Origin of the sequence: Pseudomonas carassii (assembly GCF_036324045.1) — a bacterium.
GTDB lineage: Bacteria > Pseudomonadota > Gammaproteobacteria > Pseudomonadales > Pseudomonadaceae > Aquipseudomonas > Aquipseudomonas peradeniyensis.
In genome coordinates, this window is sequence record NZ_JAZDCT010000024.1 from 71742 (window position 1) to 93384 (window position 21643).

A 21643-nucleotide genomic window follows, 5' to 3' on the forward strand; every position below is an offset into this window, starting at 1 on the left:
CCCTGTAGGAGCGGCCTTGTGCCGCGAAAGGGCCGCAAAGCGGCCCCAGCGATCTTTGTTCGGCAGTGAAATCCTGGGGCCGCTGCGCAGCCCTTTCGCGGCACAAGGCCGCTCCTACAGGGGGGGCGCGATAGGGCACTAGGACTCTGGCTCAATCCCATCGCCAGAAATAAACCTGCTCCAAGTCCCCTTCGTCGAGGTGCTCGACAACGCCACTCTCGACAAAGCCCTGGCGCTCCAGCAAACGGCGCATCGGGTCATTGGAGCGATTGGTCGAAGTGAACAGCTTCTGCCCCGCGTAGTCGGCCTGTATGCGGGCCAGCAGCGCGGCCCCTAGCCCATTGCGTCGATGGCCCTCTTCGACCATCAGCATCTCGATGAACGCGCAACCGAAGAAGTGCCGATGCATCACCGCATAGGCGGCCACCTTGCCCTGTACCTCGGCCACCAGGCAACGGTACTGCCCGAGCCAGTCGGCAATCTGTTCGGCACGCAGCGGGTCCTGGCGGACGACGCTGTCGATGGCGATCAGGGCGGGTAGATCCTGTAGTCCAGCAAGACGAATGTTCATGGCCTGGTTCTGCAGTGGCGGTGCCGCGATTATCCGCGCCCTGACAAGTCTTGCACAGAGGTTGGCGCAGCGCATGGCCAGGATGAAATGTCCGTCATGTTTGCAGGGTTAATGCAGGTCCGGTGCTACGCTCGCAAAAACATCCTCTACGGAAGCGCACCATGGACATGAACTGGCACCAGGCCCTGCAAGAGAGCCTGAGCTGGCTGGCAATCGCCTCGTTGGTCACCCTTGTCTGCTTTACCGCCACTGCGTTGCTGGCGGTGCGCTACACCCGCTGGGGCGCGCAGTTCTGGCAACTGGCCGGCCCCTATTTCAGTTTGCGCCGCAGTTGGCGACCCTTGCTGGCCTTCGCCCTGCTGCTGGTCCTGACGCTGTTCGCGGTGCGCCTGAACGTGCTGTTCTCGTTCTGGTACAACGGCTTCTACAGCGCCTTGCAGGCACTGGACCAGACCGCGTTCTGGTACCTGCTCGGGGTGTTCGCGGTGCTGGCGACCATCCATGTATTGCGCTCGCTGTTCGCCTTCTACGTCACCCAGGCGTTCAACATCCGCTGGCGGGTGTGGCTCACCGAGCGCCTGACCGCCGACTGGATGCACGGTGATGCCTACTATCGTGGGCAGTTCCTCGCCGAGCCGGTGGACAACCCCGATCAGCGTATCGAGCTGGACGTGAACGCCTTCGTCAGCGGCTCCGTGTCGCTGGCGCTGGGGGCGGTGAGTGCACTGGTGTCGCTGGTGGCCTTCACCGGTATTCTCTGGGGGTTGTCGGCGCCGCTGGCGGTGGCCGGCATCGAGGTCCCCCGGGCGATGGTGTTCGCCGTGTATGTCTATGTGCTGATCGCCACCTGGATTGCCTTCCGCCTTGGCCAGCCGCTGATCCGCCTCAACTTCCTCAACGAGAAACTCACCGCCAACTTCCGTTACGCCTTGATGCGCCTGCGTGAGAACGCCGAGAACATCGCCTTCTACCAGGGCGCGCAGGTGGAGCGGGGCACCTTGCTCGGGCGCTTCTTCGCGTTGATCGGCAACGCCTGGGCGCTGGTGTTCCGGAACCTCAAGTTCAGCGGCTTCAACCTGGGCGTCAGCCAGGTGGCGGTGGTGTTCCCGTTCATCCTCCAGGCGCCGCGTTTCTTCAGCGGCGCGATCAAGCTCGGCGACGTGATGCAGACCGCCCAGGCGTTTGGCCAGGTGCAGGATTCGCTGTCGTTCTTCCGTGAGTCCTACGACACCTTCGCCCAGTACCGCGCCACCCTCGACCGTCTGACCGGTTTCCTCGATGCCAACCAGCAGGCCAGTGAGTTGCCGCGCGTAATTAGCGTGGATCAGGACCACGCGTTGGGGATCCAGGGCTTGCAGGTGCGTCGCCCCGACGGCCACGCGCTGATCGCCGATCTCGACCTGAATTTGCACAGCGGCCAGGCGCTGCTGATCAAAGGGCCATCGGGCAGTGGCAAGACCACCTTGCTGCGCGCCCTGGCGGGCCTGTGGCCTTATGCCGAGGGCGAGGTCAGGCGGCCGTTGGGGACGCAGGCACTGTTCCTCTCGCAGCGCCCGTACCTGCCACTGGGTGACCTGCGCACCGCCATCGCCTATCCGGCACAGGGCGTGCCCGGGGACGATGCGCGTATGCAGCAGGCCCTGCGCCAGGTCAACCTCGCCCATCTGGCCGAACGGCTGGACGAGCAGCGCGACTGGTCGCGGATCCTCTCGCTGGGCGAACAGCAACGCCTGGCGTTTTCCCGGGTGCTGTTCAACCAGCCGCAGGTAGTGTTCCTCGACGAGTCCACCTCGGCGATGGACGAAGGGCTGGAGCATGCGCTGTATTCGCTGCTGCGCGCGGAGCTGCCGACGACGCTGCTGGTCAGTGTCGGGCACCGCAGCACCCTGGCGGGATTCCACTCTCATCGGCTGGAGGTGGACGGGCAGGGGGGATGGTCGTTGCTGGAGCAGCAGCCGGCAGCCATGACCCTGTAGCGTCAGGCCGCCCGCATCCCTGTAGGAGCGGGCTTGCCCCGCGATGGCGGCAGGTCAGGTAATGAAGTTGCTCCTGCCGGCCTCATCGCGGGGCAAGCCCGCTCCCACGATCAGCCATGAACCACAAACCTGCTATTGTGGTAGCGGCGAACACGCCCCCCAGCATGAACGTCGCCTGATACCCCACCCAGTCCCACAGCCCTCCGGCCAGCACACTGGCCACCAGCAACGCCACCCCCGTCACCAGGTTGAACAGGCCGAACGCGGTCCCGCGCAGGTCCTCGGGGGCGCTGTCGGCGATCAAGGCGCTGAACACGCCTTGGGTAAAGCCCATGTGCAGCCCCCACAGGATCACGCCCAGTGCCAGCCCGGACAGGCCCGGCAGCCAGGCCAGCAGCAGATCGGCCAGCACCAGCAGGGCCAGCCCGAGCATCAACACACCCCGTCGCCCGACCTTGTCGGAGAGTGCCCCGGCAGGATAGGCCGACAGGGAATAGGCCAGCGACATCAGCACCAGCACCGCTGGCGCCCACAAGGGGGCAAGGCCAAGCGCCTGGCCGCGCAGCAGCAGAAATGCTTCGCTGAAGCGCGCCAGGGTGAACAGCGTGGCCAGGATGAGCAGGCGCCAGTAACCGTTGCCCAGCCGGGCCAGTTCGCGAAGTGCCAGAGGCATGGCCACTGTGCCGAGCGCAGCCGGTTTTTCGGGCTCGCGGACGAAGGCTACCAGCACATAGAGCGCCATGAACGCCGGAATCACCGCCACCCAGAACACCGTCTGGAAGTGGCTGGCGGTCAGCCACATCAACAGGATCGCCAGCAATGGCCCGAGAAACGCCCCGACCGTATCCAGCGCCTGGCGCAGGCCGAATGCCGCTCCGCGCAGTTCGGCGGGGGTGACATCGGCGATCAGCGCGTCCCGTGGCGCGCCGCGGATGCCCTTGCCGACGCGGTCGACGACGCGTGCAGCGGTCAGCCATTCCAGCCCGGGGGCCAGCGGGAACACCGGCTTGGTCACGGCGGCCAGGCCGTAGCCGATCACCGTCAGCCGCTTGCGCTTGCCCAGGCGGTCGCTGAGGGCGCCGGAGAATACCTTGGTGATCGCCGCCGTCGCCTCGGCGATGCCTTCGATCATGCCCACGGCCAGCACCGAGGTGCCGAGCACGGTGACCATGTACAGCGGGAGCAGGGCGTGGATCATCTCCGAGGAGATATCCATGAGCAGCGAGACGCAGCCCAAGGCCCAGACGCCGCGGGGTATGGAGGCGAGGCCGTTGCGGTGGCGCGCGGGCGAAACGTTGTTCATCGATCATCCCGGAGCTGTTCCGATTTAACTTTAGACAGAACCGGCCTCAACGGCGGCGAGCCAGTCCTTGAAGTTTGCGCGGTCCGCAGCGGCCTTGAGCATGGACCGGCATGCAAAGGTGTGCGGGAAAATGCTGGCCTGGATCGTCCAATAGATATCGGCTACGTCCTACTTGACGAACAAGCGACCTGATGGCTCTGTAGTGGTTTTTGACGTTGATGCCGGCCTTCGTAAGGACATTATGGACAAAGTAATCCCTCAACGGCCCGTCGCTGGTGTGACGGGGGATCCTGATGTGCCGAAGCGGGTAGACAACGGCCAGCCCGGTTACTCCCTCGAGTTACCAAAAATGTGGGAGTCGCTACTCGAAAAGCACTTGAGTAATGCCCGTGTTTATACACAGGATGAATTTCTCAAGGCGTTCAAGTAATGACGATGAATCAATCAGTTTTTGATGATCTTTGGAGTGGAGAGAGAAGTGTCTGTTTTTTTGTACACTCTGGAAGATGTTATTGGGTCGTAGATGAGAAGTATAATTTTTCTCTTGACGCGGAAAAAGACTATCGCGCCTACCTTGAAGAGGGTGATATTACCCAGGAGCAATACGAACAGTCTTGCAAAAATTTCAGGGGCGGTATTCTGAAAATGACGGCGGAGAATTTCCCGCAGTATCTGGATGATTCAAGTGAAAAGATTCTTTCTTCGTGCGATTTAAAAAACTTTATAGGGGCGGATCGTGAGATTTTTGAAAGGGTCGAAAATTATTTTTTAACCGGCGAGGGTTTGACGCCGGATCTGTTTAGGCAGGCTAATATCATTCATTCTAGGCTTCCCAGGTTTTACATAAATTTTGACCGAAAGATTTTTATGCACATGGATGACGTGCGTGTTCATGAAAGTCTTGCTTATCCAGATTGGGTTGCTCAATGCTTTGATTTTAGCTTTTTGATTCCTGCTCGCGAGCGGTACTGGGTAGTGGGGGGCAATGACTATTGGAAGCTTAGGTTTGTCTAAAGCGAGAAAGGTGCAGAAGGCGCAGGCGGTTTTCACCCCCCTATGGGCTCGAAGGTATTGTGTTGTCATGTAGGGTAGGCTGAAGCTAGCGTAAAGAAAACAAAACGGTCCCGTTATTTCAATACCCTTTTTCTCACAAGGTAGTGACAGAATTGAAAAGTGCAATTTTCGTGTTTGGCATGCTGTTGTTGGCAGTTTCTGGATGCTCGACCATTAATAATCTTAAGGCTTTTACTTCTGCGTATCAGGAGCCGGAGTCCGCCACCACTACACGGCTCAGAGTTGTAACTGATCAGGTGGTTAGGTTGGTCCCTGATCGCTCTTGTGTCGCATGGGATGCCCCAGGTGCAGGGGTGGTTAGCTCAAGGAATGCAGGTGTGGCCAACAGTAAGATATTGAACGATCAGCGTATTGGTATGCCCGGAGGGGAGCAGGTCAAAGATGCCTCTGAAGTTTATGTGAGGTCGAATAGTCCGATCACTGTTGTTTATAATGGCGCTCGGTCTATGTATGAGTGCGCCGTCTACGCCTATTTTGTTCCTGAAGCCAATTCGGACTATGAGGTCTCTGCGTATCTTCCTTACGCATCTTGTGGGATTCGCATTGCAAAACTGGTTAAGGGGGTAGGGGATGGAGAGGTTGTTCGTGAGCCTGTTTTGGCTCATCAAGCGAAGATTTGCGATTGATGAAAAAATGGCATGACTCACCCACATGGGTTACAAATCAGTTCGCGCACATAGGTAACAGTCTTTAACTGGCAGGGTCGGTTTTCGAGGATCTGACCTTGCCCTAGCAAGTCGAATGGATATTTAGGGATCAAGCCTCCAAACCTTTGCTGGAAGCTTTGGAAAAAGCGGGTGTTTCGACTAAAGTGGGGAGTTTAATTGAATAAAGATGACGATTCGTTTGAATGCTGGCTGATGGATATGGACGATGCCATTCATCGTTTTATATGCGGATGTCCTGTAGGGGATAGACAGCGTTTCGACTATTCCTCAGCGTCGCTGGATTTTCTGGAGCGCTGGCTGCTTAACCAATATCAAAGTATTGAAGCGATGCGCCAGCAAGATCAGGCTGCAATGGTTGATGGTGCGGCCAGGTATGTGGGGCAGGTGTTTAGGCGGCACTTAGGTGGCAAGTGGTTTATCGACAATGAGGATAAGAAAAATGTTTTTTATAAGCGTCCGCAACTTATGGGGATGAAGGGGCAGCTTGCACAGTTTAGTCCGCTCAGCATGGTGACTGCTTCTGTGGATCGTAATTCGGGTAGCTATATGAGCGGTGTGTTGAGTAAGTTAAAGGCTAATGTAGGCGTTTAGGGTCCTGTGTTGAGCGTGACGGCCTTTCAGGCGGCGCTGTTGCCGAGGGCAAGGTAGGAGTGCTGCAAAAGCCATTTCAGTGACATCATTGCGACGAGACGGTGACCGATCTATTTTTTTAATATAATTTCGGGGGAAGTGGGGGCGAATTTATTTTTCATACTCTAAATCCGGCTCCTGAGACGAAGGGATCTAGCTGTCAGGCAGGGGAGACCGAAAATTAGAGCAGAGAAAATAAATCTGTCACTTTCTGCTTTCTGGTCGTCCCTTTGTCTGAGTCTCAAGGTGTAAAGGTTGTTGTGAATGTGGTGGAATAGATGAATGCTAAGTCGTGGGCTTACATTAAGTTTAATGATGATTTTATTTTCATCGAAACGTATTCTGGTTATTTTAACTGCCTGCCGGATCCTGAGGGGGTGCGAATTTACTTGTCGCATCCTTCTACGGATATTGAGCTGGGTAAGAGCATTCTAGAGGCGTTGTCGGCCAGTCGGACGATTGATCCTAAGTTAAGTCCTGATTTTTTCGATTTCAGGGGGCGTGTTGCTGTCCAATACGAAAGCTGGGTGGCTGACCTGATGTCCAGGTTTGGCTATAAGACGAGGCGTGCATTGTTCAAAAATATGAAAAGCTGCTCAGTGGATGCAGTGGGTGATGTTATCACTATGCGCCCAAGTCACCACGAGAAGCTGGAAGCGTGGACTGGCAAAGGGATAGCCGAAAAAGATCATGTTGTTATTTCTTCCTGTTGCTCCCATGAAGAGATTGGCGCTGCACTTCGCTTGGGCTTGAGTCGTTGTACATAGCGATAGGAAGGTTGGAAAGAGGGTAGGTCATAGACTTACCAGGAAAAAGAAGAAGAAAAGGGGCAGATTTATTTGCCTGCTCTAAATCCGGTTCCTGAGGCGAAAGGGTCTAGCGGTCGGGCAGGGTAAGCCGAAATTAGAGTGGGGCAAATAAATCTGTCCCCTTTTCCTTAGAGTTCCGGGTTTTTCATAATGGATCTTTGGGCTCTAGATTTCAGGGGCGAACTTCTTGCGGGCTGACGGAAGTCCTATTGATATTTCGAACATGAGAACAGTGACCCTGGAGAAAATAAAATGAAAATCTCAGTTGACTTTGGCTGCCTGGTTACGTTTGATTGTACGTTTGGTGAGTGGGCTGTTGGCCAAGGAATTGTAAAGATTTTTGTTGAGAAGGGCTTGGCTTTAAAAGAGTCGAGATTTGTTTTAGGAGATGCTGGATGGGAAATCATTGAATGCAAGGGGGGGTAAAGGGGTAGAGGATGTTTTTCCAGTTCACTACATATATGATCCCGCAAGAGAGGTGGAGTATGTGCAGTGGGAAATTGTCGAAGGTTATTTAAACGCGCGTACTGACGAAGGTGAGTATGTAAAGTATGGGAGTAAGGCTGAAAGCTTGCACGCGATGCATGAGTATGTTGGAGGTTGTTGGTTTGTGTTTTCGGGGGTGACGTTCGTGAGAAGGTTTGTTTGCGAGTACGCTTTGGACAAGAAAGCGTTCTCAGGCAACCGATTCCCAGAGGAGTTTGGAGATGGCTCCATGTCCGGAAAGCAAGGCGAGAAGTATTTTCTCGAAGGTGTGATTAATTGCTCACCAGGCCCAGGTTGGATGTCGTTGGAGATCCATGCTGAATCCATGCATATAGAAATTCTTGATCATGAAGTGGGGCGATAGATATATGGCAAAAAAGTGACGGAAAAAATTGGAAACGGAGCAGCCAGAAAAAGAGGTGGATTTATTTTTTCCTGAAATTATAGCAGGAAAGTAAATTTGCCCCCTTTCTAGAGGAATGATTGATTTGTTGATTAGGTAGGCGCAAAAGGCGGTAGGGAAATGAGCGGCTATTCTGTGATTCCAGCGGATTTTTTGAATAAGCTGAAACAGCTTATAGGTTGCAAGCTGATATCGGTTAAACGGTATAGTTGGTGGGCGCCTGAAGAAGCTGTCGAGCACGGAGTTTCTAAGAAAGAAATATTTACGTTGACAGCAGGGCCTGCGAGTATTGAGTTCGACTCAGGGGCTATTCTTGGATTTTTCAGCGATCCATCACTTTGTTCAGTAATGGTTTGGATGGAGAGGGATGAACATGGAAGGTATTTAAGGAATGAGACTTTAGAGGCTGATGAGGATTTGTTCGAAATAGCAGTGGGTGATCAGGAATATTCGGATGGGTTTTGGCGGAGGATAGTTGGGTCAACACTGGTAAGCGTTTCTATCCTGCGTCGTATATATACTGGTGTGCGTATTTCAGAGCGACCATGCCAAGTCGGTATCGCCTTTGGTCTGGAGGGCGGGGAAGTATTTCTAATGGCGCACGGTTTGCACGATAACTCGGATGACTTTGCATTGCTTGAATGGTCGCAGGTGCTTTCAGATATTAGGCGTGATCTTGTAGAGGAATCGGTTGGATAGTAAAGTTCCACTCGGTCAGTGTCATTCGTACTTTCCTTCTCTGATTTCTGCTGTTGTGTGGCGGAGAAAGGGGCGAGACTGGACACTCGAGTCGGCAGTCGATGCCGTCGGACGGCGGAAGAGATGAGCAATCCGCAAGATAAGTCGGGTTCGCAATATTTACTCATCAGACGCAAGGAGTGATAGGCATGGCGGGTGATTGTTTAAAATATTTTATTTATATTGGGGTCCAGCCACTTGGGAGCTTGGGTGAGACCGCTAATGTATTAGGTGATGTACTTTCCGTATCTTTTGTGAAGGATGAGTGCTGGCGATACGATGAGTATCCAGCATTCATCGCTGGAGAGAAGTGTCTTAATTATTCCTTGTTGGGTACTCCACTTCCTGAGGATGACCTGGCGCAGGAAAGGTCTGAGGATTTTCAATTGATTGTTGAAGTGGATGGTGGTTTCCATCAGAAAAGTAAGTCCCAGGTTTCCAAGGATCTCGTTGATCTTGTAGTGTGTGATGGCAGGATTGTTTGCTGGTTGTTGGATTGAGTATTTTGAGAAGGGCGGATCTGAGTGGCACTCACTCAACACGTTTCGGATATCTCTGTTTTATGATCTCCCTCCTTGCTGATCGCCGGGGCTATAGCTCTAGGCTCGACACGGTAAGGCCGGTACCCGCACGCCCTTGAGCAATCCGCATCAGCACATCATCCTGCGGTAAAATTAAAACGGTTTTGAATGAGACTCAGGGATTCAACTCCTGTCAGTAAGGAAATAATGGTTTGCCATATGAAGAAAAATCTTATCTACCTCAGGATGCTATCCCTGTCTTTGCCATACATAAGAAATATCCAGACGCTGGATGAGGAAGCAAAGGGTAAAGATAAATCATGTTTCTTTGAGGCGGAGTTGGTGCACAATCTTACAGTTACTTTGTTGGATTCTGAGTTCTCTGACCATGATGTATGGTTTTTAAATTATCAAGCGAAAAGCTATTTGCAGAACTGTAGTGACGACATATCGCCTAATTACCATGAGCACTTGCGGTGCATAAGGTCTCTATTTGAGCTTGTGCCTGATGCGCTTAGGAAGAACTTATTGTGGCCTGGGCCGTAGAGAGCGGTAAAAAGGTGATGCCTCTTCCCTGGTCCGGAAAGAGGCAGGACTGAATTGGCAAAGAGAGGACATGGCATCTGTCCCCATTTTTCAGTCCATCCCCTTTTTACATTGCGGCTGGGCGAAGGCTTTTTTAGATAATGTATCCTTCATCACGGGGCAAGCCCGCGAGCCGTCACGACTTGAAACGACCCACCAGCCCATTCAACTCATCCGACAACTGCGCCAGCCTGCCGGAGTCAGCCTGGGCGGAACTGGCCAGCCCCTCTACCAGCCGTGCCTCGTCGTAGATCTGCTGGATATGCCGGTTGATTTCCTCGGCCACGCTGTGCTGCTCCTCGGCTGCGGCGGAGATCTGCAGGTTCTGGTCGCGGATCTCGTTCACCGAGAGCTGGATGCCCTCGAAGCTGTCCCGCGCGCTTTCGATCGACGACACGCTGGCCCGCGACAGGTCCAGGCAACTTTCCATCTTCTGCGAGACCTCCTGGGTCTTGCCGCCGAGGGTGTTGAGCAACTGGTCGATCTCGCCGGTGGAGTCGGCGGTGCGCTTGGCCAGTGCCCGTACCTCGTCCGCCACCACGGCAAAACCACGGCCCTGGTCGCCGGCCCGGGCCGCCTCGATGGCGGCGTTGAGCGCCAGCAGGTTGGTCTGCTCGGCGATGGCGCGGATGGTGCCGAGGATCTGGTTGATGCTGCGGCTGCCTTCCTCCAGCTCGACCATGGCCTGGGACGACTCGCTCAGGCGCCGGCCCAGGCGATTGACGTTGTCGGTGGTCGCCTCGATCTGCTGTTTGCCCTCGGCCACCCGGCGGTGGCCGTGCTCGGCGGCGTCGGCGGCGCTGCTGCACGAGCGCGCCACTTCGTTGGCGGTGGCGACCATCTCGTTGAACGCGGTGGACACCAGCTCCACCGCCTCGCGCTGGCGCCCGGCGGCCTCGTTCATGTTGCCGGCCATCTCGCTGTTGTTGCGCGAGGCTTCATGCAGGTTGGTCGAGGCCGCGCCAATGCGCTGGATCAGCTGGCGGATGGCGGCGAGGAACTTGTTGAACCAGCCGGCCAGTTCGGCGGTTTCATCCTTGCCCTGGACCTGCAGGTCGCGGCGCAGGTCGCCTTCACCTTCTGCAATCGACTGCAGGCCGATGCTGACCTGACCGATCGGCTTGACGATCACCCGCGAGAACGCCGTCGCCACCAAGGCGAAGACCAGGGCCAGCACCACCACGATCAACGCAGTGACATAGGTCATGCGTGTGGCCGCGGCCATCACCTCGTCGTACTCGATCAGGCCGACGAAGCGCCAGCCCAGGCCCGGAGAGGTCCACACGTTGGCCATGTAGCGCACGCCGTCGATCACCACCTCGGTGGAACCCTGGGTGGTGGCGGCCAGTTGCGCGTAGGGCGCGCCGAGGTCCTTGAGCTGCTTGAAGCCGTTGGCGGCGTTGCGCGGGTCGACCAGCACGGTGCCGTCCTCGATCAGCATCACGTAGCCGCTGTCGCCCAGCTTGATGCTCTTGACCAGCTCGGTGAGATTCTTCAGCGACATGCTGACCACGAACACGCCCTTGGCCTTGCCGGCCTCGTCGAGCAGCGCCCGGGCGGTGCCGACCAGGGCCACGTCATCCTTGTCGTAGTAGTAGGCGGCGGTGCGCACGGTCTTGTCCGGGCTGGCCATGGCGGCCTTGTACCAGGGGCGGGTGCGCGGGTCGTACTTGGCCAGCTGCGGGTCGTCCGGCCATTTGGCGTAGCTGCCGTCCTCGAGGCCGATGGACAGGATCGCCGCCGCCGGGTGGGTGGTGCCGTAGCGGGCGAAGGCGTCGATCACCTTCTGCGCGGCCTCGGGCATTGGTTGGCGTGCGGCATCCGCGCCGGTGTAGTCCTTGAGCGAGGTGACCGAGGTGTATACAGGATCCTTGGCCATTTGATCGACGTTCTGCAGCGTGCCATCGAAGAACTGGCGCATGTTGCCGTCGATCTGGCGGATTTCCCGGGTGCTGCCGTCGAGGAACTGGTCCACCGCCTCGCTGCGGATGTTCAGCACCGAGATCCCGCCGACCAGGGCCACTGGGATGAAGGCCACCAGTACGAAGGCCAGGATCAGTTTGTTTTTTATTTTCATCGTGACGCCCATCCGTGAGAGTGAAGGGTGCACATGGCCGCTTCGATGGAGTGGTGGCCACTTGCTACCTTTTCTGTTTCGGCGGGCGGAATATAAACCTTTAGTAGATGTTTCGTGTACAGGAAAATCAGAAATTGTCCTGACTTGTAAGGTAGTAGCAGGGCAGAGAGCAGGAGAAGCGTGGGAGCGGGCTTGACCCGCGATAGGCCAGGACAGCTGTTTCAAGCGGATTACTAAGACTTTCCCTATTTCGCGTAGGACGTTTCCCAAGCATGCTTTTACGGCCTTTCAGCTGTTGTTCTGGCCAGTCGCATTCCTTAGTCTCGGCCTGTCGTTGCTCATTCAACGACCGGGTGTGCAAGCCCGTTCAGGTACAACGCGAAAGCGCTTTGGGGCCTTGCCGGCAGTCTGCGGTTCTGGCCCTCCAATGGCGGCTATGCGTGGGAGGCCCTTGGGCCTGCCGAGTTCCTGTACCCTCGGTCTTGCACACCTACGTATAGCTGCCACCTATTCGAGTGCAAGCGGATTCAGGCAGTTTTCCCATGACGGTACAGGAGTGCTGAACCATGCTGAAAATCGTGCCCGATCCACCCCGCGTCTTGCCCAGGGAGGTTCGCCCATGACCCTCGATACGACCCCTCGAACCTCCCGCCCCACCACGGCCCACGCCCATTTCGGCACCTGCCACGACGCCCATCCACCGATGTTCTCGGTGCATGCCGGCATTGATGGCGAGGATGCGCTGGTGTGCGCGGTAGCGGCCTTGCAGGCGGCCTACGAAACCAATGCCATGGCCCTGGAAAAAGCCAGCGAACCACTGCGCAGTCTGCTGGTGGCGACGGAGAACTCCCTGGAGAAAGGGTTGGCCTTGGCGTCGGCTGTGCTGGATGGGATAGAGCGAGGCTGAACAGACGTTGCAGGGCTGCTAGTAGTGAAACCTGCAGGCCAGCACAGTCAGTGCACCAGTTTCGTAGTAGTAGACGAAGCGATGCTCCTTGTTGATCCGCCGCGACCAGTAACCGGTCAGGTCGCCTTTCAAGGGCTCGGGTTTGCCCGTGCCCTTGAAAGGCGAGCGGCAGCATTCGTCGATCAGGGTCAGCACCCTCGCGAGGACTTTGGTGTCGGCCGACTGCCAATGCACGAAGTCCTCCCAGCCGATCGGCGTGAAGGAGACCTTGATGGCGTTGCGGGCCTCAGCCTTGTTCTGCCGTTTCTGCTTCTGCGTCATGCAACGGAATGTCCTTGCTGAAGGTATTTCCAGCCTTGTGCTGAGCGATGGACTGGCGCAGCCGCGACGCGTTGTTTTCAGTGCCCAGCAGGTACATGGTTTCGGCCATGGCGTTGTAGTCGTCCAAAGACAGCAGGACTACCGGCTCACCACGTTGCCGGGTAATGACCGTCGGCTCATGGTCGCGACAGACATCATCCATCGCTTGTTTCAGGCTGGCGCGAGCCTGGCTGAAAGTGAGTACGTTCATTGGTTGTTCCTTTCTGAACACATCATGTACCACGGGCGTGCAAGGCTTGATGCAGGATCTGGCCGAGGCTTGCGTAGGGCATTCTTGACCGATACCTGACCAGGGATGCTCGACCTGGGAGTTGCCTGGGAATGTACAGAACGTTGTACGTATGCGCCAAGCCCGCTTATCCGATGGTGCACGGCGGCATGCAAGCCTTAGTGATCGAGCATCTTGTGATAGGTCACGAAATCCTGCTCGGCCACATACCCCAGCGATTCATACAACGCCTGGGCGGCAAGGTTGGTCCGGGCGGTGTCCAGGCTCAACCGTTGCGCGCCCTCGGCCTGGAAAATATCGGTCAGTTGCTGCATCAGGTAGCGGGCATGACCGCCCCTGCGGGCGTGCGGGGCAACGAACAGGTCATACAGCCAGTAGAAGCGCTTCATCGCCAGCGAACAGGTCGCCGGGTACAGCTGGGCAAAGGCGATGGCCTGGCCGTCGGCGTCCTGCAGCAGGTAGATACGCGAGTTGCCGGTTTCGAGGTTGGTCTTGAGGAATGCGCGGGAAGCGGGGAGGTCATCCGCTTCCCGGTAGAACATCCGGTACTGGTTGAAGAGGTCCGCGGCGGCGTCCAGGTGGTGCAGATCACAGGCAATGACGTTCATGTCGGGGCTCGCAGGAGGGTGGTACACCGTGTGGCGCAGTGTGTGAAGAAAGGATCTGTTGCAAATCCCACGGCCATTGGCCGCTGGCGCGGACTACGCTTTCGACTGTGGCGTGGGCAGGTGCTTCCGATGGTCGCAAGACATTTGAGGCGGGCGCCCCGAGCACGTAGCATCAACTCATCAGCGTACTGGAGGTAGTCATGGCTCAATACGCACCTGCAAAGCAGGACAATACCTTTGTTCCCAAGCAAAAGCGAAGCGGCAAAAGTGATGAAGAGGTTCTTCGCCAGGGTGCCCGTTCAAGCGAGGCGCTACTTGATTATGTCGAAAAGCATGGAAAGCTGCCTGTAACCAAGTGAGGGGCCGTGCCGTCTGTCAAAGTCTCTGAGCTGTTCAAGCTGGGATTTGAAGATTGGTACGATCTCTACGTCGATTTCCATGCCTACAAAGTCGGTGGCATTCAGCCGAAGACGTTTGGCAGGGACGCACCACTTGAAGATAAATTCCAGCTTTACCATATCCATCTGGCCACCTCCCAACCGGTCATGCTGCGTTGGGCGTCAATCGACGAGCCATTTCGTCGGACACATCGCGTCGATGAGCCCGAAAACGACTATTGGCTGATTTATGCCTATGACGAGTACCTGGACGAGTACTTGATGTTGAGGCTGATGGGACCCGGTGCACACAATCGCAAAGGATGGGGTTCATTGCTGCGCAACATCGTGAGTGAAATCGTAGAGCCCTGGTCATTGGGTCGGGTCACTTACGATGAGCCAGATTAGCGCTCTGGTAGAAGGGCCGCAGGTGCGGCCCGGTTCTCCAAGGCTTGTGCCAGGATGCCTGCCCCCCTTAAATTCGTCCCCTTCATTTACGGCCATACACAACCCATGGCCGGCTCCAGGATCAAGGACGAATGTTGCCGTTGCTTTCCCGTTTCCTGCTGCACGCACTGGCCTGTGTGGCGTTTCCTTTTCTCTTGAGCCTGGGCTTCGATCTGTACCGACAGCATGTCGGCCCACCCATGGCACGAGGCGTCAGCGTCGGCTTGGCGACGATGATGGTGTTCTACACCTTCGTGCTCTTCAACCTGCTGATGGTGGCCATTCCAAGGGCGGCAATCCGCTACGGCTTGGCGCTGTTGCTGGTGCTGTTGGTGCTGGCATTCTTCAATACCTTGCACCCGTTGCGGGCGCTGGGCTTTGCGCTGTTATGCGGCGGTTTGTGCGGGGCTGCGATCAGCATGACGCCCACAGTGACATCGTTGTTGAACAAGTGTCGCGGGTGAGGGCACCAGCGCGGGGGGATCAGCAAACCAGCACGCGTCGCTCTTCGAGCCATCGTTCGAAGCAGGTGAAGGTCTCGACCGCTGCCTTTACTGTCCGGGCCTGGGCGGCAGGCTCCGGTTCGGCGCCAGCCAGTCGATCGAGGAAGCTGCGCCAGCGTGCGCCGGTATGCGCGCCGTAGACGTCGAGAAACGCACCGCCGTTGTCGGCGTCGATACCCAGACGTTCAGCCATGGCCCACTTGAGCACCTGGCCACCCAGGGTGGAGCCTTCCAGTACATACATCACACCGAGTGCGCTGGCTTCATCGTCGATGCGAGGGAGGGCGTGGCACAAGGGCAGCGCTTCGATATCGATGGCCAGGGCGCCCAGGTCGCGGGACAAGGCGGGTGTCTTGTTGCGTTCGGTGCCCTGGTACTCGGCCAGCAAGGTATCCAGCGGCGCGTGGAAGCCATGGTAGGCCCCGAGCAGATGCGCATAGGCCGCCCGGTCGAAACCTTCGCTGAAGAACGGCAGGCGCGCCTCCAGCCCCTCGTGGCAAGCGCGGGTACCCTCGCGCAAGGCAAGCAACAGCGGGCTGATGGTAACGGACATGGCGCAGGCTCTGAACATGACGTAACCGATACTGCCAGATCCCATGGCGCAATCACCACTGCCGATTTTCCGCACCTGGCATTTGATCTGTGGAATCATTGCGCCGCCTCTGGAGTGGGGCTTTCACGGCTATTACAGGAATGCAGCACGATGCGCGCAACAACAAGGAACTGGCTGGCCCTGGGGCTGGCGTTGCTACCGGGCCTGGTCGGCGCGGCGGAGCCAGAGCCGGTACCGGTGTACCGGGAGATCAAGGACTGGGTGGTGGGCTGCGACAACACGCGCTTCTGCACCGCGGTGCTGGCCGATCATCCGGAGAAGATGCGGGTGGGCATGCTGGTGCAGCGCGAGGCGGGCGCCTGGGGCAACCTGCACCTGACCTTGGTGGGGAGCACCGACTGGTCGGGCGAGCCCCTGCTCGATGGCCAGCTGCTGGTCGCCCCCTGGCGCATGACCCGTGGCGTCGAGACCACCCTGGAACTGGAGGGCGCCGATGCCTACGCCGTGTTGCGGCAATTGCGCAACGGGCAGCGCCTGGTGGACGACACCCGGCCAGGGGAGCGCGTGAGTTCGCTGCAAGGCCTGAGCGCCGCCTTGCTGCTGATGGATGCGGTGCAGGGCCGGGTCGGCCACTACAGCGCGCTGGTGCGACCCGGTGACAGCGTCGCCGACGCCCAGTTGCCCATTCCGGCCAAGCCCCGGGGGCCGGCCTTTGTGGCAGCCACGCCGCTTAGCGAGCAGGAGCTGGCGGACATCAATCCGGTAGTGATGGCCAAGGCGGCCGCCGAAGACCAGTTGAAGAACGAATACGATGTCGCTCCCAAGCTTGAGCTGCACGCCCTGGACGACCAGCACGCCCTGGCGTTGCTTAGCTACAACTGCAACGACTTCCATTGCCTCTACGCGTTATACAAGGTGTCGCGTAAGGCGCCTTATGCCCTTGGGCCGCTGGAGTTCGAGGCACCGTCCAGCCCGGTGCTGATCAGCCGGATACGCGACGCCATCGAGTTCTACCCCAAAAAGGGCGAGCTCTACAGCTATGCCAAGGACGACTATCCCGGCAGTTGCGGGGTCGAGGAAAGCTGGCGCTACGACGGCATGCGCATGCGCCTGGTCAGGTTGGCGCGGATGGACCGCTGTGCCGAGCTGGGTCCGGACAGCTGGCCGGTACTATGGCGCAGCGAAGGCTGAAAACATGAAAGGGACGTCAGGGGCAACACCATGCAATGGATGAAACACCACCGTGCGGCATTGCTGCTGGCGCTCGTGGCGCCACTGGCCGCGCAGGCCGAAAGCGCCCAGGCAGCACTTGAAGCGGTGCCGCTGTACCGGCAGGTCAAGGACTGGGCGGTCGGCTGTGACAACACCCGTGCCTGTACCGCGCTGCTGGCGATCGACGACGAGCAGATGAGCGGCCTGCAGACCATCGTCCGGCGCGAGGCGGGACCGCAGGGCAAGCTCGAGCTGACGCTGCGTGTCGGGCCGGCGTTTGCCGACCAGGTGTTGCTCGATGGGCAGGAACTGCCGGCCCAATGGCGGCGGATCCAAGGTGAGTACGATTTCGACCTGCAGCTCGAAGGCGATGCGGCGCTGGCGCTGATTCGTCAGATACGCAACGGCAATCGCCTGAGTTCGTTGACCGAGGATGGCGAGCTGGTCGCGTCGTTGCAGGGGATCAGTGGTGCGTTGCTGGCCATCGATGCGGTTCAGGGGCGGGTAGGGCATGCCGATGCGCTGGTGCGGGTGGGTGACGCCCCGGCTGCCGAGGTGCCTGACGCTTCTGTCGCGGTGGCGTTACCACGGTTCGTCGCTGCGCCGGGTATGAACGACGAGCAGGCCCATGAAATCGGCAGGACGGTGAAGCGCCAGGCGGATGTCGAGGGCGATGTACCGGGCATGAGCAACAGTTATTACGAGGTTCACCCGCTGGACGATGCCAATGTCCTGGTCATCCTCAACGTGGGGTGCAGTGGCGAGTTCTGCGCCAATTACCTGTATCGGGTGTCTCGCACTGCGCCTTACCAGATCCACGAGATGGTGTTCGAGACCCCGGCGCCGTTACTGGCGCCGCAGCTCAGTGGCCATGTGGCGTTCGATCCGCAAAGCGGCCAATTGCAGGCCGCTGATAAAAGCCTATTGGAGCGCGGTTGCGGGCTGCTCCAGCAATGGCGCTATGACGGTGAGCGCATGCGCCTGGAACGCGTGGCCCGGCTGGATCGCTGTGGGTACGTGAAACCGGAGTTCTGGCCGGTGCTATGGCGCCTTGGTTGACACGTCCCCTGTAGGAGCGGCCTTGTGTCGCGAAAGGGGTGCGAAGCGCCCCCAGATCTGCGCATCAAGCTGATATTGCCGGGGCCGCTCTGCGGCCCTTTCCGACCGGTCCGACGCCTCGGCAAGGCCGCTCCTACAGAGGGCGTGTGCATGGCCTGAGGGGCGGCTCAGAACGCCAGCTTGTAACCGATCAGCAGCAGCATGGTCGCCAGGCAAGGCCGCAGCACGCGGTCGGAGATGCGCCCGGTCAGGTGGCTGCCCAGGTAGATCCCCGGCAACGAGCCCAGCAGCAGGTAACCCAAGAGCGACCAGTCCATGTTGCCCATGCCGGCATGACCCAGGCCAGCCACCAGGGTCAGCGGCACGGCGTGAGCGATCTCGGTGCCGACCAGGCGTCGGGTGACCAGGAACGGGTACAGCAGGAACAGTGCCACGGTCCCCAGCGCGCCGGCGCCGATGGAGGTGAGGGTGACCATCACGCCCAGCACCACGCCGGTGATCACGGTGAGAATGTTCAGGGTGCGGTCGCTGAGGTGGTAGTGATCGCCGGCATGCTTGCTGGCGAAGGCCTGCAGGCGCGATTTGAACAGGATTGCCAGGGCGGTGAGGATCAGCACCACCGCCAGGCCTTGCTTGATGATGGCGTTGAGCGCGGAAGTGTCGGCGTGCAGGGTGCTGAGGAACCACAGGGTCAGCGCGGCGGCCGGGACGCTGCCCAGGCTCAGCCAGCCGGTGATCTTCCAGTCGATGTTCTTGTTGCGGCCATGCACCCAGACGCCACTGGCCTTGGTGATGGCGGCGTAGAGCAGGTCGGTGCCCACGGCGGTGGCCGGGTTGATGCCGAACCACAGCAGGATCGGGGTCATCAGCGAACCGCCGCCGACGCCGGTCATGCCGACGATGAAGCCCACAACCAGGCCCGCAATGGTGAAACCGAAAGAACCTACATCCATACGCTACTCGACGCCCAGCTTGCCCGTGATCGGATGGATGCCAGCATATAGATTTTTTTATAGCCAAATAGACTTGTTCGTTATTAGGTTATAACTGTTGCGGGAGTTCACTGGCTTTGTGTAGGAGCGGCCTTGCGTCGCGAAAGGGCTGCGCAGCGGCCCCGGATTTCAGCGTTTAAGCAAAAATCGCCGGGGCCGCTTTGCGGCCCTTTCGCGACACAAGGCCGCTCCTACAGGGAGATGAGTAACCCCTGGGGCCAAGAGCTTCACCGATCAGTCATCACCACCATCACCTGCGCATCGCCGCCATCCTCGCTCTCCGACAGGTAGATATGCCCCACCTGGCTGTCGAAATACGCCGTCTCCCGCGGGCCGATGCTGACCGCCTCGCCGGTCTCGAACTCGATGCGCACGCGCCCGCTGATGACCATGGCGAATTCCTGGCCGGGGTGGCGGATAAAATCGTCGAACTGGCCGCGTTCACGGGCGATGATGCGGGCATAGGCCGGGGTCATGCGCCGCTCGGGGAAGGCGCCGGCAATCGGGTAGTAGTCGTAGGTGCCGGTGGAGTAACCCGCCACCGCCGCCAGCGAATCGACCACCACGGTGGCCGGCTGCGGTTCGCCCACCGGGCCGCTGGCGCGGAACAACTGGGCGATGTCCAGGTTCAGGGCGCGGGCGGCGGCGGCCAGTTTTTCGTAGCTCACCGAGACCTGCGCCAGCTCCATTTTCGACAGGGTGGACAGCGGCACGCCGCTGAGCGCCGACAGCTGCTTGAGCGTCATCTGCCGGGCCTTGCGCACCTGGCGCAGGCGTGCGCCGACTTCACTGCGGTCGAGCGTGGGGCGGGTGGAGGGGGCTTCGGGCATCGGGGCTCTCGGGCTGTGCTTTGGTCGGGCATCTTACCTTGGCGCCTTGCGCATTCCTAAATTCTCATATATTAGAATTCTCACAAATGATAATTAGCGCCACGGGAGCGTGCATGGGACAGGTCCACGACATTCTGATCATCGGTGCCGGCATCGCTGGCGCTTCCCTGGGTTACCGCCTGGCCGGCCAGCGCCAGGTGCTGCTGCTCGAGCGCGAGGCGCAGCCGGGCTATCACTCGACCGGGCGCTCGGCGGCGATGTTCATGGAGGCCTACGGCACCCCGCAGATCCAGGCCCTGACCCGCGCCAGCCGGGCGTTCTACGAGCAGCCGCCGACGGGCTTCTGTGAACACCCGCTGCTCGAACCCCGTGGCTGCCTGTATGTCGCCAGCCATGAGCAGCACGATCTGCTGGAAAGCACCTACGCCCAGAACCTGGCCAATGGCACCGCCGTCAGCCTGCTCGACAGCGCGGCGGCGCTCGAACTGGTGCCGAGCCTGCGCGGCGAGCTGCTGGCCGGTGCCGTGCACGAGACCGGGGCGATGGACCTCGATGTGCACGCCCTGCACCAGGGTTTCCTGCGCGGCCTGCGCCAGGCCGGTGGCGAGGTGCGTTGCAATGCCGAGCTGGTGCAGGCGTACTATCTGGATGACCTGTGGCATGTCGAGTTGGCCGACGGCAGCCGCTTGCAGGCGCGGGTGCTGGTCAATGCCGCCGGCGCCTGGGCCGATCGGGTGGCCGGGCAGTGCGGGGTCGGCAAGGTCGGTCTGCAGCCGTGCCGGCGCAGCGCGTTCACCTTCCCCGGCCCGGCGCAGCACGACTTCGCCCGCTGGCCGGCGGTGATCGGCGTCGACGAGAGCTTCTACTTCAAGCCCGACGCCGGCCAGCTGCTGGGCTCGCCCGCCAACGCCGACCCGGTCGAACCCCAGGACGCCGCGCCCGAAGAGCTGGACCTGGCGCTGGGCATCTACAACATCGAGGCGATGACCACCCTCGAGATCCGCCGGCCCAGCCACAGCTGGGCGGGGCTGCGTTCGTTCGTCGCCGATGGCGACCTGGTGATCGGCTTCGACCCGGTTTCACCCGCATTCTTCTGGCTGGCCGCCCAGGGCGGCTATGGTATCCAGTCCGCCGCCGGAGCTTCGCGCCTGGCGGCCGACCTGTTGCTGGGCCTGCCACTGTGCGCCAGCCTTGTCAGCCAGGGGGTCGAGCCAGCACGGCTGTCCCCGGCCCGTTTCATCCAACCCTGAATGGAGCATCCCATGAGCAATGAAATCCAGCGTTTCCCCAGCAGCCTGCCGTTTCCCTTCTCCCGCGCAGTAACGGCTGGGGGCTTTCTGTTCCTGTCCGGGCAGGTGCCGATGAGCCCGGGCGGTGAGGTGGTGCGTGGCGATATCCAGGCACAGACCCGAGCAGCCTGTGAGCGCATCGCCGAGAGCCTGGCGGCGTGCGGCGCGCGCTTCGACCAGGTGGTGAAGTGCACCGTGTGGCTGTCGGACATGAGCCATTTCGCCGGCTTCAACGAGGTCTACAAGGAATTCTTCGGCGCGGCGCTGCCGGTGCGTTCGACGGTGGCCTCGGCACTGGCGCTGGGGGTGGATGTGGAGATCGAGGTGCAGGCCTACCTCGGTCAGGACAACTGACACCGTGGGAGCGGGGGGGGCCCCCCCGGGGGGGATCGCGGGGGCAACCCCCGCCCCCGAC

At 59.3% G+C, this 21643-nt stretch carries 25 protein-coding genes; 16 read left to right on the top strand and 9 right to left on the bottom strand.

Annotated elements, in window-relative coordinates:
- Positions 1 to 151 precede the first annotated feature (151 nt).
- Positions 152 to 571 (bottom strand): GNAT family N-acetyltransferase, encoded by a 420-nt coding sequence (locus tag V0R62_RS17910; RefSeq protein WP_330104691.1) that lies wholly within the window; start codon positions 569 to 571, stop codon positions 152 to 154.
- Positions 572 to 732: 161 nt separating this feature from the next.
- Between V0R62_RS17910 and V0R62_RS17915 the strand changes: the two genes are divergently transcribed.
- The gene (locus V0R62_RS17915; RefSeq protein WP_330104692.1) at positions 733 to 2547 is read left to right on the top strand and encodes an ABC transporter ATP-binding protein/permease; all 1815 of its coding nucleotides are present in this window, start codon (positions 733 to 735) and stop codon (positions 2545 to 2547) included.
- A gap of 82 nt (positions 2548 to 2629) precedes the next feature.
- On the opposite strand, the gene V0R62_RS17920 is transcribed toward V0R62_RS17915, so the two are convergent.
- The gene (locus V0R62_RS17920; RefSeq protein ID WP_330104693.1) at positions 2630 to 3850 is read right to left on the bottom strand and encodes an MFS transporter; all 1221 of its coding nucleotides are present in this window, start codon (positions 3848 to 3850) and stop codon (positions 2630 to 2632) included.
- A 429-nt stretch (positions 3851 to 4279) separates the two neighbouring features.
- On the opposite strand from V0R62_RS17920, the gene V0R62_RS17925 reads away from it, so the two are divergent.
- From V0R62_RS17925 to V0R62_RS17955, 7 genes are all read left to right on the top strand, one after another.
- Positions 4280 to 4864 carry a hypothetical protein gene (locus tag V0R62_RS17925; RefSeq protein ID WP_330104694.1) on the top strand — a complete coding sequence of 195 codons (585 nt, stop codon included), beginning with the start codon at positions 4280 to 4282 and terminating at the stop codon, positions 4862 to 4864.
- Between the two features lie 377 nt (positions 4865 to 5241).
- Positions 5242 to 5550, top strand: coding sequence for a hypothetical protein (locus V0R62_RS17930; RefSeq protein WP_330104695.1), 309 nt, complete (start codon positions 5242 to 5244; stop codon positions 5548 to 5550).
- Positions 5551 to 5748: 198 nt separating this feature from the next.
- Positions 5749 to 6183 (top strand): hypothetical protein, encoded by a 435-nt coding sequence (locus V0R62_RS17935; protein WP_330104696.1) that lies wholly within the window; start codon positions 5749 to 5751, stop codon positions 6181 to 6183.
- 317 nt (positions 6184 to 6500) lie between these two features.
- On the top strand, positions 6501 to 6989 hold the full coding sequence (locus V0R62_RS17940; RefSeq protein WP_330104697.1) for a contact-dependent growth inhibition system immunity protein: 489 nt from the start codon (positions 6501 to 6503) through the stop codon (positions 6987 to 6989).
- Positions 6990 to 7419: 430 nt separating this feature from the next.
- Positions 7420 to 7881, top strand: a complete 462-nt coding sequence (locus tag V0R62_RS17945; protein WP_330104698.1) for a hypothetical protein — start codon at positions 7420 to 7422, stop codon at positions 7879 to 7881.
- A 159-nt stretch (positions 7882 to 8040) separates the two neighbouring features.
- Entirely contained in the window at positions 8041 to 8619 is a 579-nt protein-coding gene (locus V0R62_RS17950) for a hypothetical protein (protein ID WP_330104699.1), read from the top strand.
- A gap of 188 nt (positions 8620 to 8807) precedes the next feature.
- Entirely contained in the window at positions 8808 to 9158 is a 351-nt protein-coding gene (locus tag V0R62_RS17955; protein ID WP_330104700.1) for a hypothetical protein, read from the top strand.
- A gap of 742 nt (positions 9159 to 9900) precedes the next feature.
- On the opposite strand, the gene V0R62_RS17960 is transcribed toward V0R62_RS17955, so the two are convergent.
- Positions 9901 to 11841, bottom strand: a complete 1941-nt coding sequence (locus tag V0R62_RS17960; RefSeq protein ID WP_330104701.1) for a methyl-accepting chemotaxis protein — start codon at positions 11839 to 11841, stop codon at positions 9901 to 9903.
- Between the two features lie 619 nt (positions 11842 to 12460).
- Here V0R62_RS17960 and V0R62_RS17965 point away from each other — a divergent pair.
- Positions 12461 to 12748: a hypothetical protein gene (locus tag V0R62_RS17965; protein ID WP_036986696.1), complete on the top strand. Its 288-nt coding sequence runs from the start codon at positions 12461 to 12463 to the stop codon at positions 12746 to 12748.
- An 18-nt stretch (positions 12749 to 12766) separates the two neighbouring features.
- Here V0R62_RS17965 and V0R62_RS17970 read toward each other — a convergent pair whose 3' ends face one another.
- The 3 genes from V0R62_RS17970 to V0R62_RS17980 all read right to left on the bottom strand — a co-directional run bounded on the left by V0R62_RS17970 (position 12767) and on the right by V0R62_RS17980 (position 13966).
- Positions 12767 to 13069: a Txe/YoeB family addiction module toxin gene (locus V0R62_RS17970; protein ID WP_330104702.1), complete on the bottom strand. Its 303-nt coding sequence runs from the start codon at positions 13067 to 13069 to the stop codon at positions 12767 to 12769.
- The gene (locus V0R62_RS17975) at positions 13035 to 13319 is read right to left on the bottom strand and encodes a type II toxin-antitoxin system Phd/YefM family antitoxin (protein ID WP_062574577.1); all 285 of its coding nucleotides are present in this window, start codon (positions 13317 to 13319) and stop codon (positions 13035 to 13037) included. Before V0R62_RS17975 ends, V0R62_RS17970 begins: the two co-directional genes overlap by 35 nt.
- Positions 13320 to 13516: 197 nt before the next feature.
- Complete coding sequence (locus V0R62_RS17980) at positions 13517 to 13966, bottom strand: GNAT family N-acetyltransferase (protein WP_330104703.1); 450 nt, start codon at positions 13964 to 13966, stop codon at positions 13517 to 13519.
- A 200-nt stretch (positions 13967 to 14166) separates the two neighbouring features.
- Here V0R62_RS17980 and V0R62_RS17985 point away from each other — a divergent pair, with 200 nt between their 5' ends.
- From V0R62_RS17985 to V0R62_RS17995, 3 genes are all read left to right on the top strand, one after another.
- A complete protein-coding gene (locus V0R62_RS17985; RefSeq protein WP_330104704.1) occupies positions 14167 to 14325 on the top strand; it encodes a hypothetical protein in 159 nt (52 codons plus the stop codon).
- Positions 14326 to 14331: 6 nt separating this feature from the next.
- Positions 14332 to 14751, top strand: a complete 420-nt coding sequence (locus tag V0R62_RS17990) for a type II toxin-antitoxin system YafO family toxin (protein ID WP_082337704.1) — start codon at positions 14332 to 14334, stop codon at positions 14749 to 14751.
- Positions 14752 to 14882: 131 nt separating this feature from the next.
- Positions 14883 to 15254, top strand: a complete 372-nt coding sequence (locus V0R62_RS17995) for a hypothetical protein (protein ID WP_330104705.1) — start codon at positions 14883 to 14885, stop codon at positions 15252 to 15254.
- A gap of 19 nt (positions 15255 to 15273) precedes the next feature.
- Here the strand turns inward: V0R62_RS17995 and V0R62_RS18000 are convergent, their stop codons facing one another.
- Complete coding sequence (locus V0R62_RS18000) at positions 15274 to 15846, bottom strand: biliverdin-producing heme oxygenase (RefSeq protein ID WP_330104706.1); 573 nt, start codon at positions 15844 to 15846, stop codon at positions 15274 to 15276.
- 150 nt (positions 15847 to 15996) lie between these two features.
- On the opposite strand from V0R62_RS18000, the gene V0R62_RS18005 reads away from it, so the two are divergent.
- Both V0R62_RS18005 and V0R62_RS18010 read left to right on the top strand, forming a co-directional pair.
- Positions 15997 to 17037, top strand: coding sequence for a DUF1176 domain-containing protein (locus V0R62_RS18005; RefSeq protein WP_330104707.1), 1041 nt, complete (start codon positions 15997 to 15999; stop codon positions 17035 to 17037).
- Positions 17038 to 17067: 30 nt separating this feature from the next.
- On the top strand, positions 17068 to 18117 hold the full coding sequence (locus V0R62_RS18010) for a DUF1176 domain-containing protein (protein ID WP_330104708.1): 1050 nt from the start codon (positions 17068 to 17070) through the stop codon (positions 18115 to 18117).
- Between the two features lie 167 nt (positions 18118 to 18284).
- Here V0R62_RS18010 and V0R62_RS18015 read toward each other — a convergent pair whose 3' ends face one another.
- Both V0R62_RS18015 and V0R62_RS18020 read right to left on the bottom strand, forming a co-directional pair.
- The gene (locus V0R62_RS18015) at positions 18285 to 19070 is read right to left on the bottom strand and encodes a sulfite exporter TauE/SafE family protein (protein ID WP_050705024.1); all 786 of its coding nucleotides are present in this window, start codon (positions 19068 to 19070) and stop codon (positions 18285 to 18287) included.
- Positions 19071 to 19336: 266 nt separating this feature from the next.
- Entirely contained in the window at positions 19337 to 19939 is a 603-nt protein-coding gene (locus V0R62_RS18020) for a helix-turn-helix domain-containing protein (RefSeq protein ID WP_330104709.1), read from the bottom strand.
- A gap of 113 nt (positions 19940 to 20052) precedes the next feature.
- Between V0R62_RS18020 and V0R62_RS18025 the strand changes: the two genes are divergently transcribed.
- Together V0R62_RS18025 and V0R62_RS18030 are read left to right on the top strand one after the other, a co-directional pair.
- Positions 20053 to 21189 (top strand): NAD(P)/FAD-dependent oxidoreductase, encoded by a 1137-nt coding sequence (locus V0R62_RS18025; RefSeq protein ID WP_330104710.1) that lies wholly within the window; start codon positions 20053 to 20055, stop codon positions 21187 to 21189.
- A 12-nt stretch (positions 21190 to 21201) separates the two neighbouring features.
- Positions 21202 to 21582, top strand: a complete 381-nt coding sequence (locus V0R62_RS18030) for a RidA family protein (RefSeq protein ID WP_330104711.1) — start codon at positions 21202 to 21204, stop codon at positions 21580 to 21582.
- Positions 21583 to 21643 lie beyond the last annotated feature (61 nt).

Excerpts from the sequence above, each read along its gene's own strand:
- V0R62_RS17910 (WP_330104691.1), bottom strand. The coding sequence starts at position 571 with ATGAACATTCGTCTTGCTGGACTACAGGATCTACCCGCCCTGATCGCC.
- V0R62_RS17915 (WP_330104692.1), top strand. The coding sequence starts at position 733 with ATGGACATGAACTGGCACCAGGCCCTGCAAGAGAGCCTGAGCTGGCTG.
- V0R62_RS17920 (WP_330104693.1), bottom strand. The coding sequence starts at position 3,850 with ATGAACAACGTTTCGCCCGCGCGCCACCGCAACGGCCTCGCCTCCATA.
- V0R62_RS17925 (WP_330104694.1), top strand. The coding sequence starts at position 4,280 with ATGACGATGAATCAATCAGTTTTTGATGATCTTTGGAGTGGAGAGAGA.
- V0R62_RS17940 (WP_330104697.1), top strand. The coding sequence starts at position 6,501 with ATGAATGCTAAGTCGTGGGCTTACATTAAGTTTAATGATGATTTTATT.
- V0R62_RS17945 (WP_330104698.1), top strand. The coding sequence starts at position 7,420 with ATGCTGGATGGGAAATCATTGAATGCAAGGGGGGGTAAAGGGGTAGAG.
- V0R62_RS17950 (WP_330104699.1), top strand. The coding sequence starts at position 8,041 with ATGAGCGGCTATTCTGTGATTCCAGCGGATTTTTTGAATAAGCTGAAA.
- V0R62_RS17955 (WP_330104700.1), top strand. The coding sequence starts at position 8,808 with ATGGCGGGTGATTGTTTAAAATATTTTATTTATATTGGGGTCCAGCCA.
- V0R62_RS17960 (WP_330104701.1), bottom strand. The coding sequence starts at position 11,841 with ATGAAAATAAAAAACAAACTGATCCTGGCCTTCGTACTGGTGGCCTTC.
- V0R62_RS17965 (WP_036986696.1), top strand. The coding sequence starts at position 12,461 with ATGACCCTCGATACGACCCCTCGAACCTCCCGCCCCACCACGGCCCAC.
- V0R62_RS17970 (WP_330104702.1), bottom strand. The coding sequence starts at position 13,069 with ATGACGCAGAAGCAGAAACGGCAGAACAAGGCTGAGGCCCGCAACGCC.
- V0R62_RS17975 (WP_062574577.1), bottom strand. The coding sequence starts at position 13,319 with ATGAACGTACTCACTTTCAGCCAGGCTCGCGCCAGCCTGAAACAAGCG.
- V0R62_RS17980 (WP_330104703.1), bottom strand. The coding sequence starts at position 13,966 with ATGAACGTCATTGCCTGTGATCTGCACCACCTGGACGCCGCCGCGGAC.
- V0R62_RS17985 (WP_330104704.1), top strand. The coding sequence starts at position 14,167 with ATGGCTCAATACGCACCTGCAAAGCAGGACAATACCTTTGTTCCCAAG.
- V0R62_RS17995 (WP_330104705.1), top strand. The coding sequence starts at position 14,883 with ATGTTGCCGTTGCTTTCCCGTTTCCTGCTGCACGCACTGGCCTGTGTG.
- V0R62_RS18000 (WP_330104706.1), bottom strand. The coding sequence starts at position 15,846 with ATGTCCGTTACCATCAGCCCGCTGTTGCTTGCCTTGCGCGAGGGTACC.
- V0R62_RS18005 (WP_330104707.1), top strand. The coding sequence starts at position 15,997 with ATGCGCGCAACAACAAGGAACTGGCTGGCCCTGGGGCTGGCGTTGCTA.
- V0R62_RS18010 (WP_330104708.1), top strand. The coding sequence starts at position 17,068 with ATGCAATGGATGAAACACCACCGTGCGGCATTGCTGCTGGCGCTCGTG.
- V0R62_RS18015 (WP_050705024.1), bottom strand. The coding sequence starts at position 19,070 with ATGGATGTAGGTTCTTTCGGTTTCACCATTGCGGGCCTGGTTGTGGGC.
- V0R62_RS18020 (WP_330104709.1), bottom strand. The coding sequence starts at position 19,939 with ATGCCCGAAGCCCCCTCCACCCGCCCCACGCTCGACCGCAGTGAAGTC.
- V0R62_RS18025 (WP_330104710.1), top strand. The coding sequence starts at position 20,053 with ATGGGACAGGTCCACGACATTCTGATCATCGGTGCCGGCATCGCTGGC.
- V0R62_RS18030 (WP_330104711.1), top strand. The coding sequence starts at position 21,202 with ATGAGCAATGAAATCCAGCGTTTCCCCAGCAGCCTGCCGTTTCCCTTC.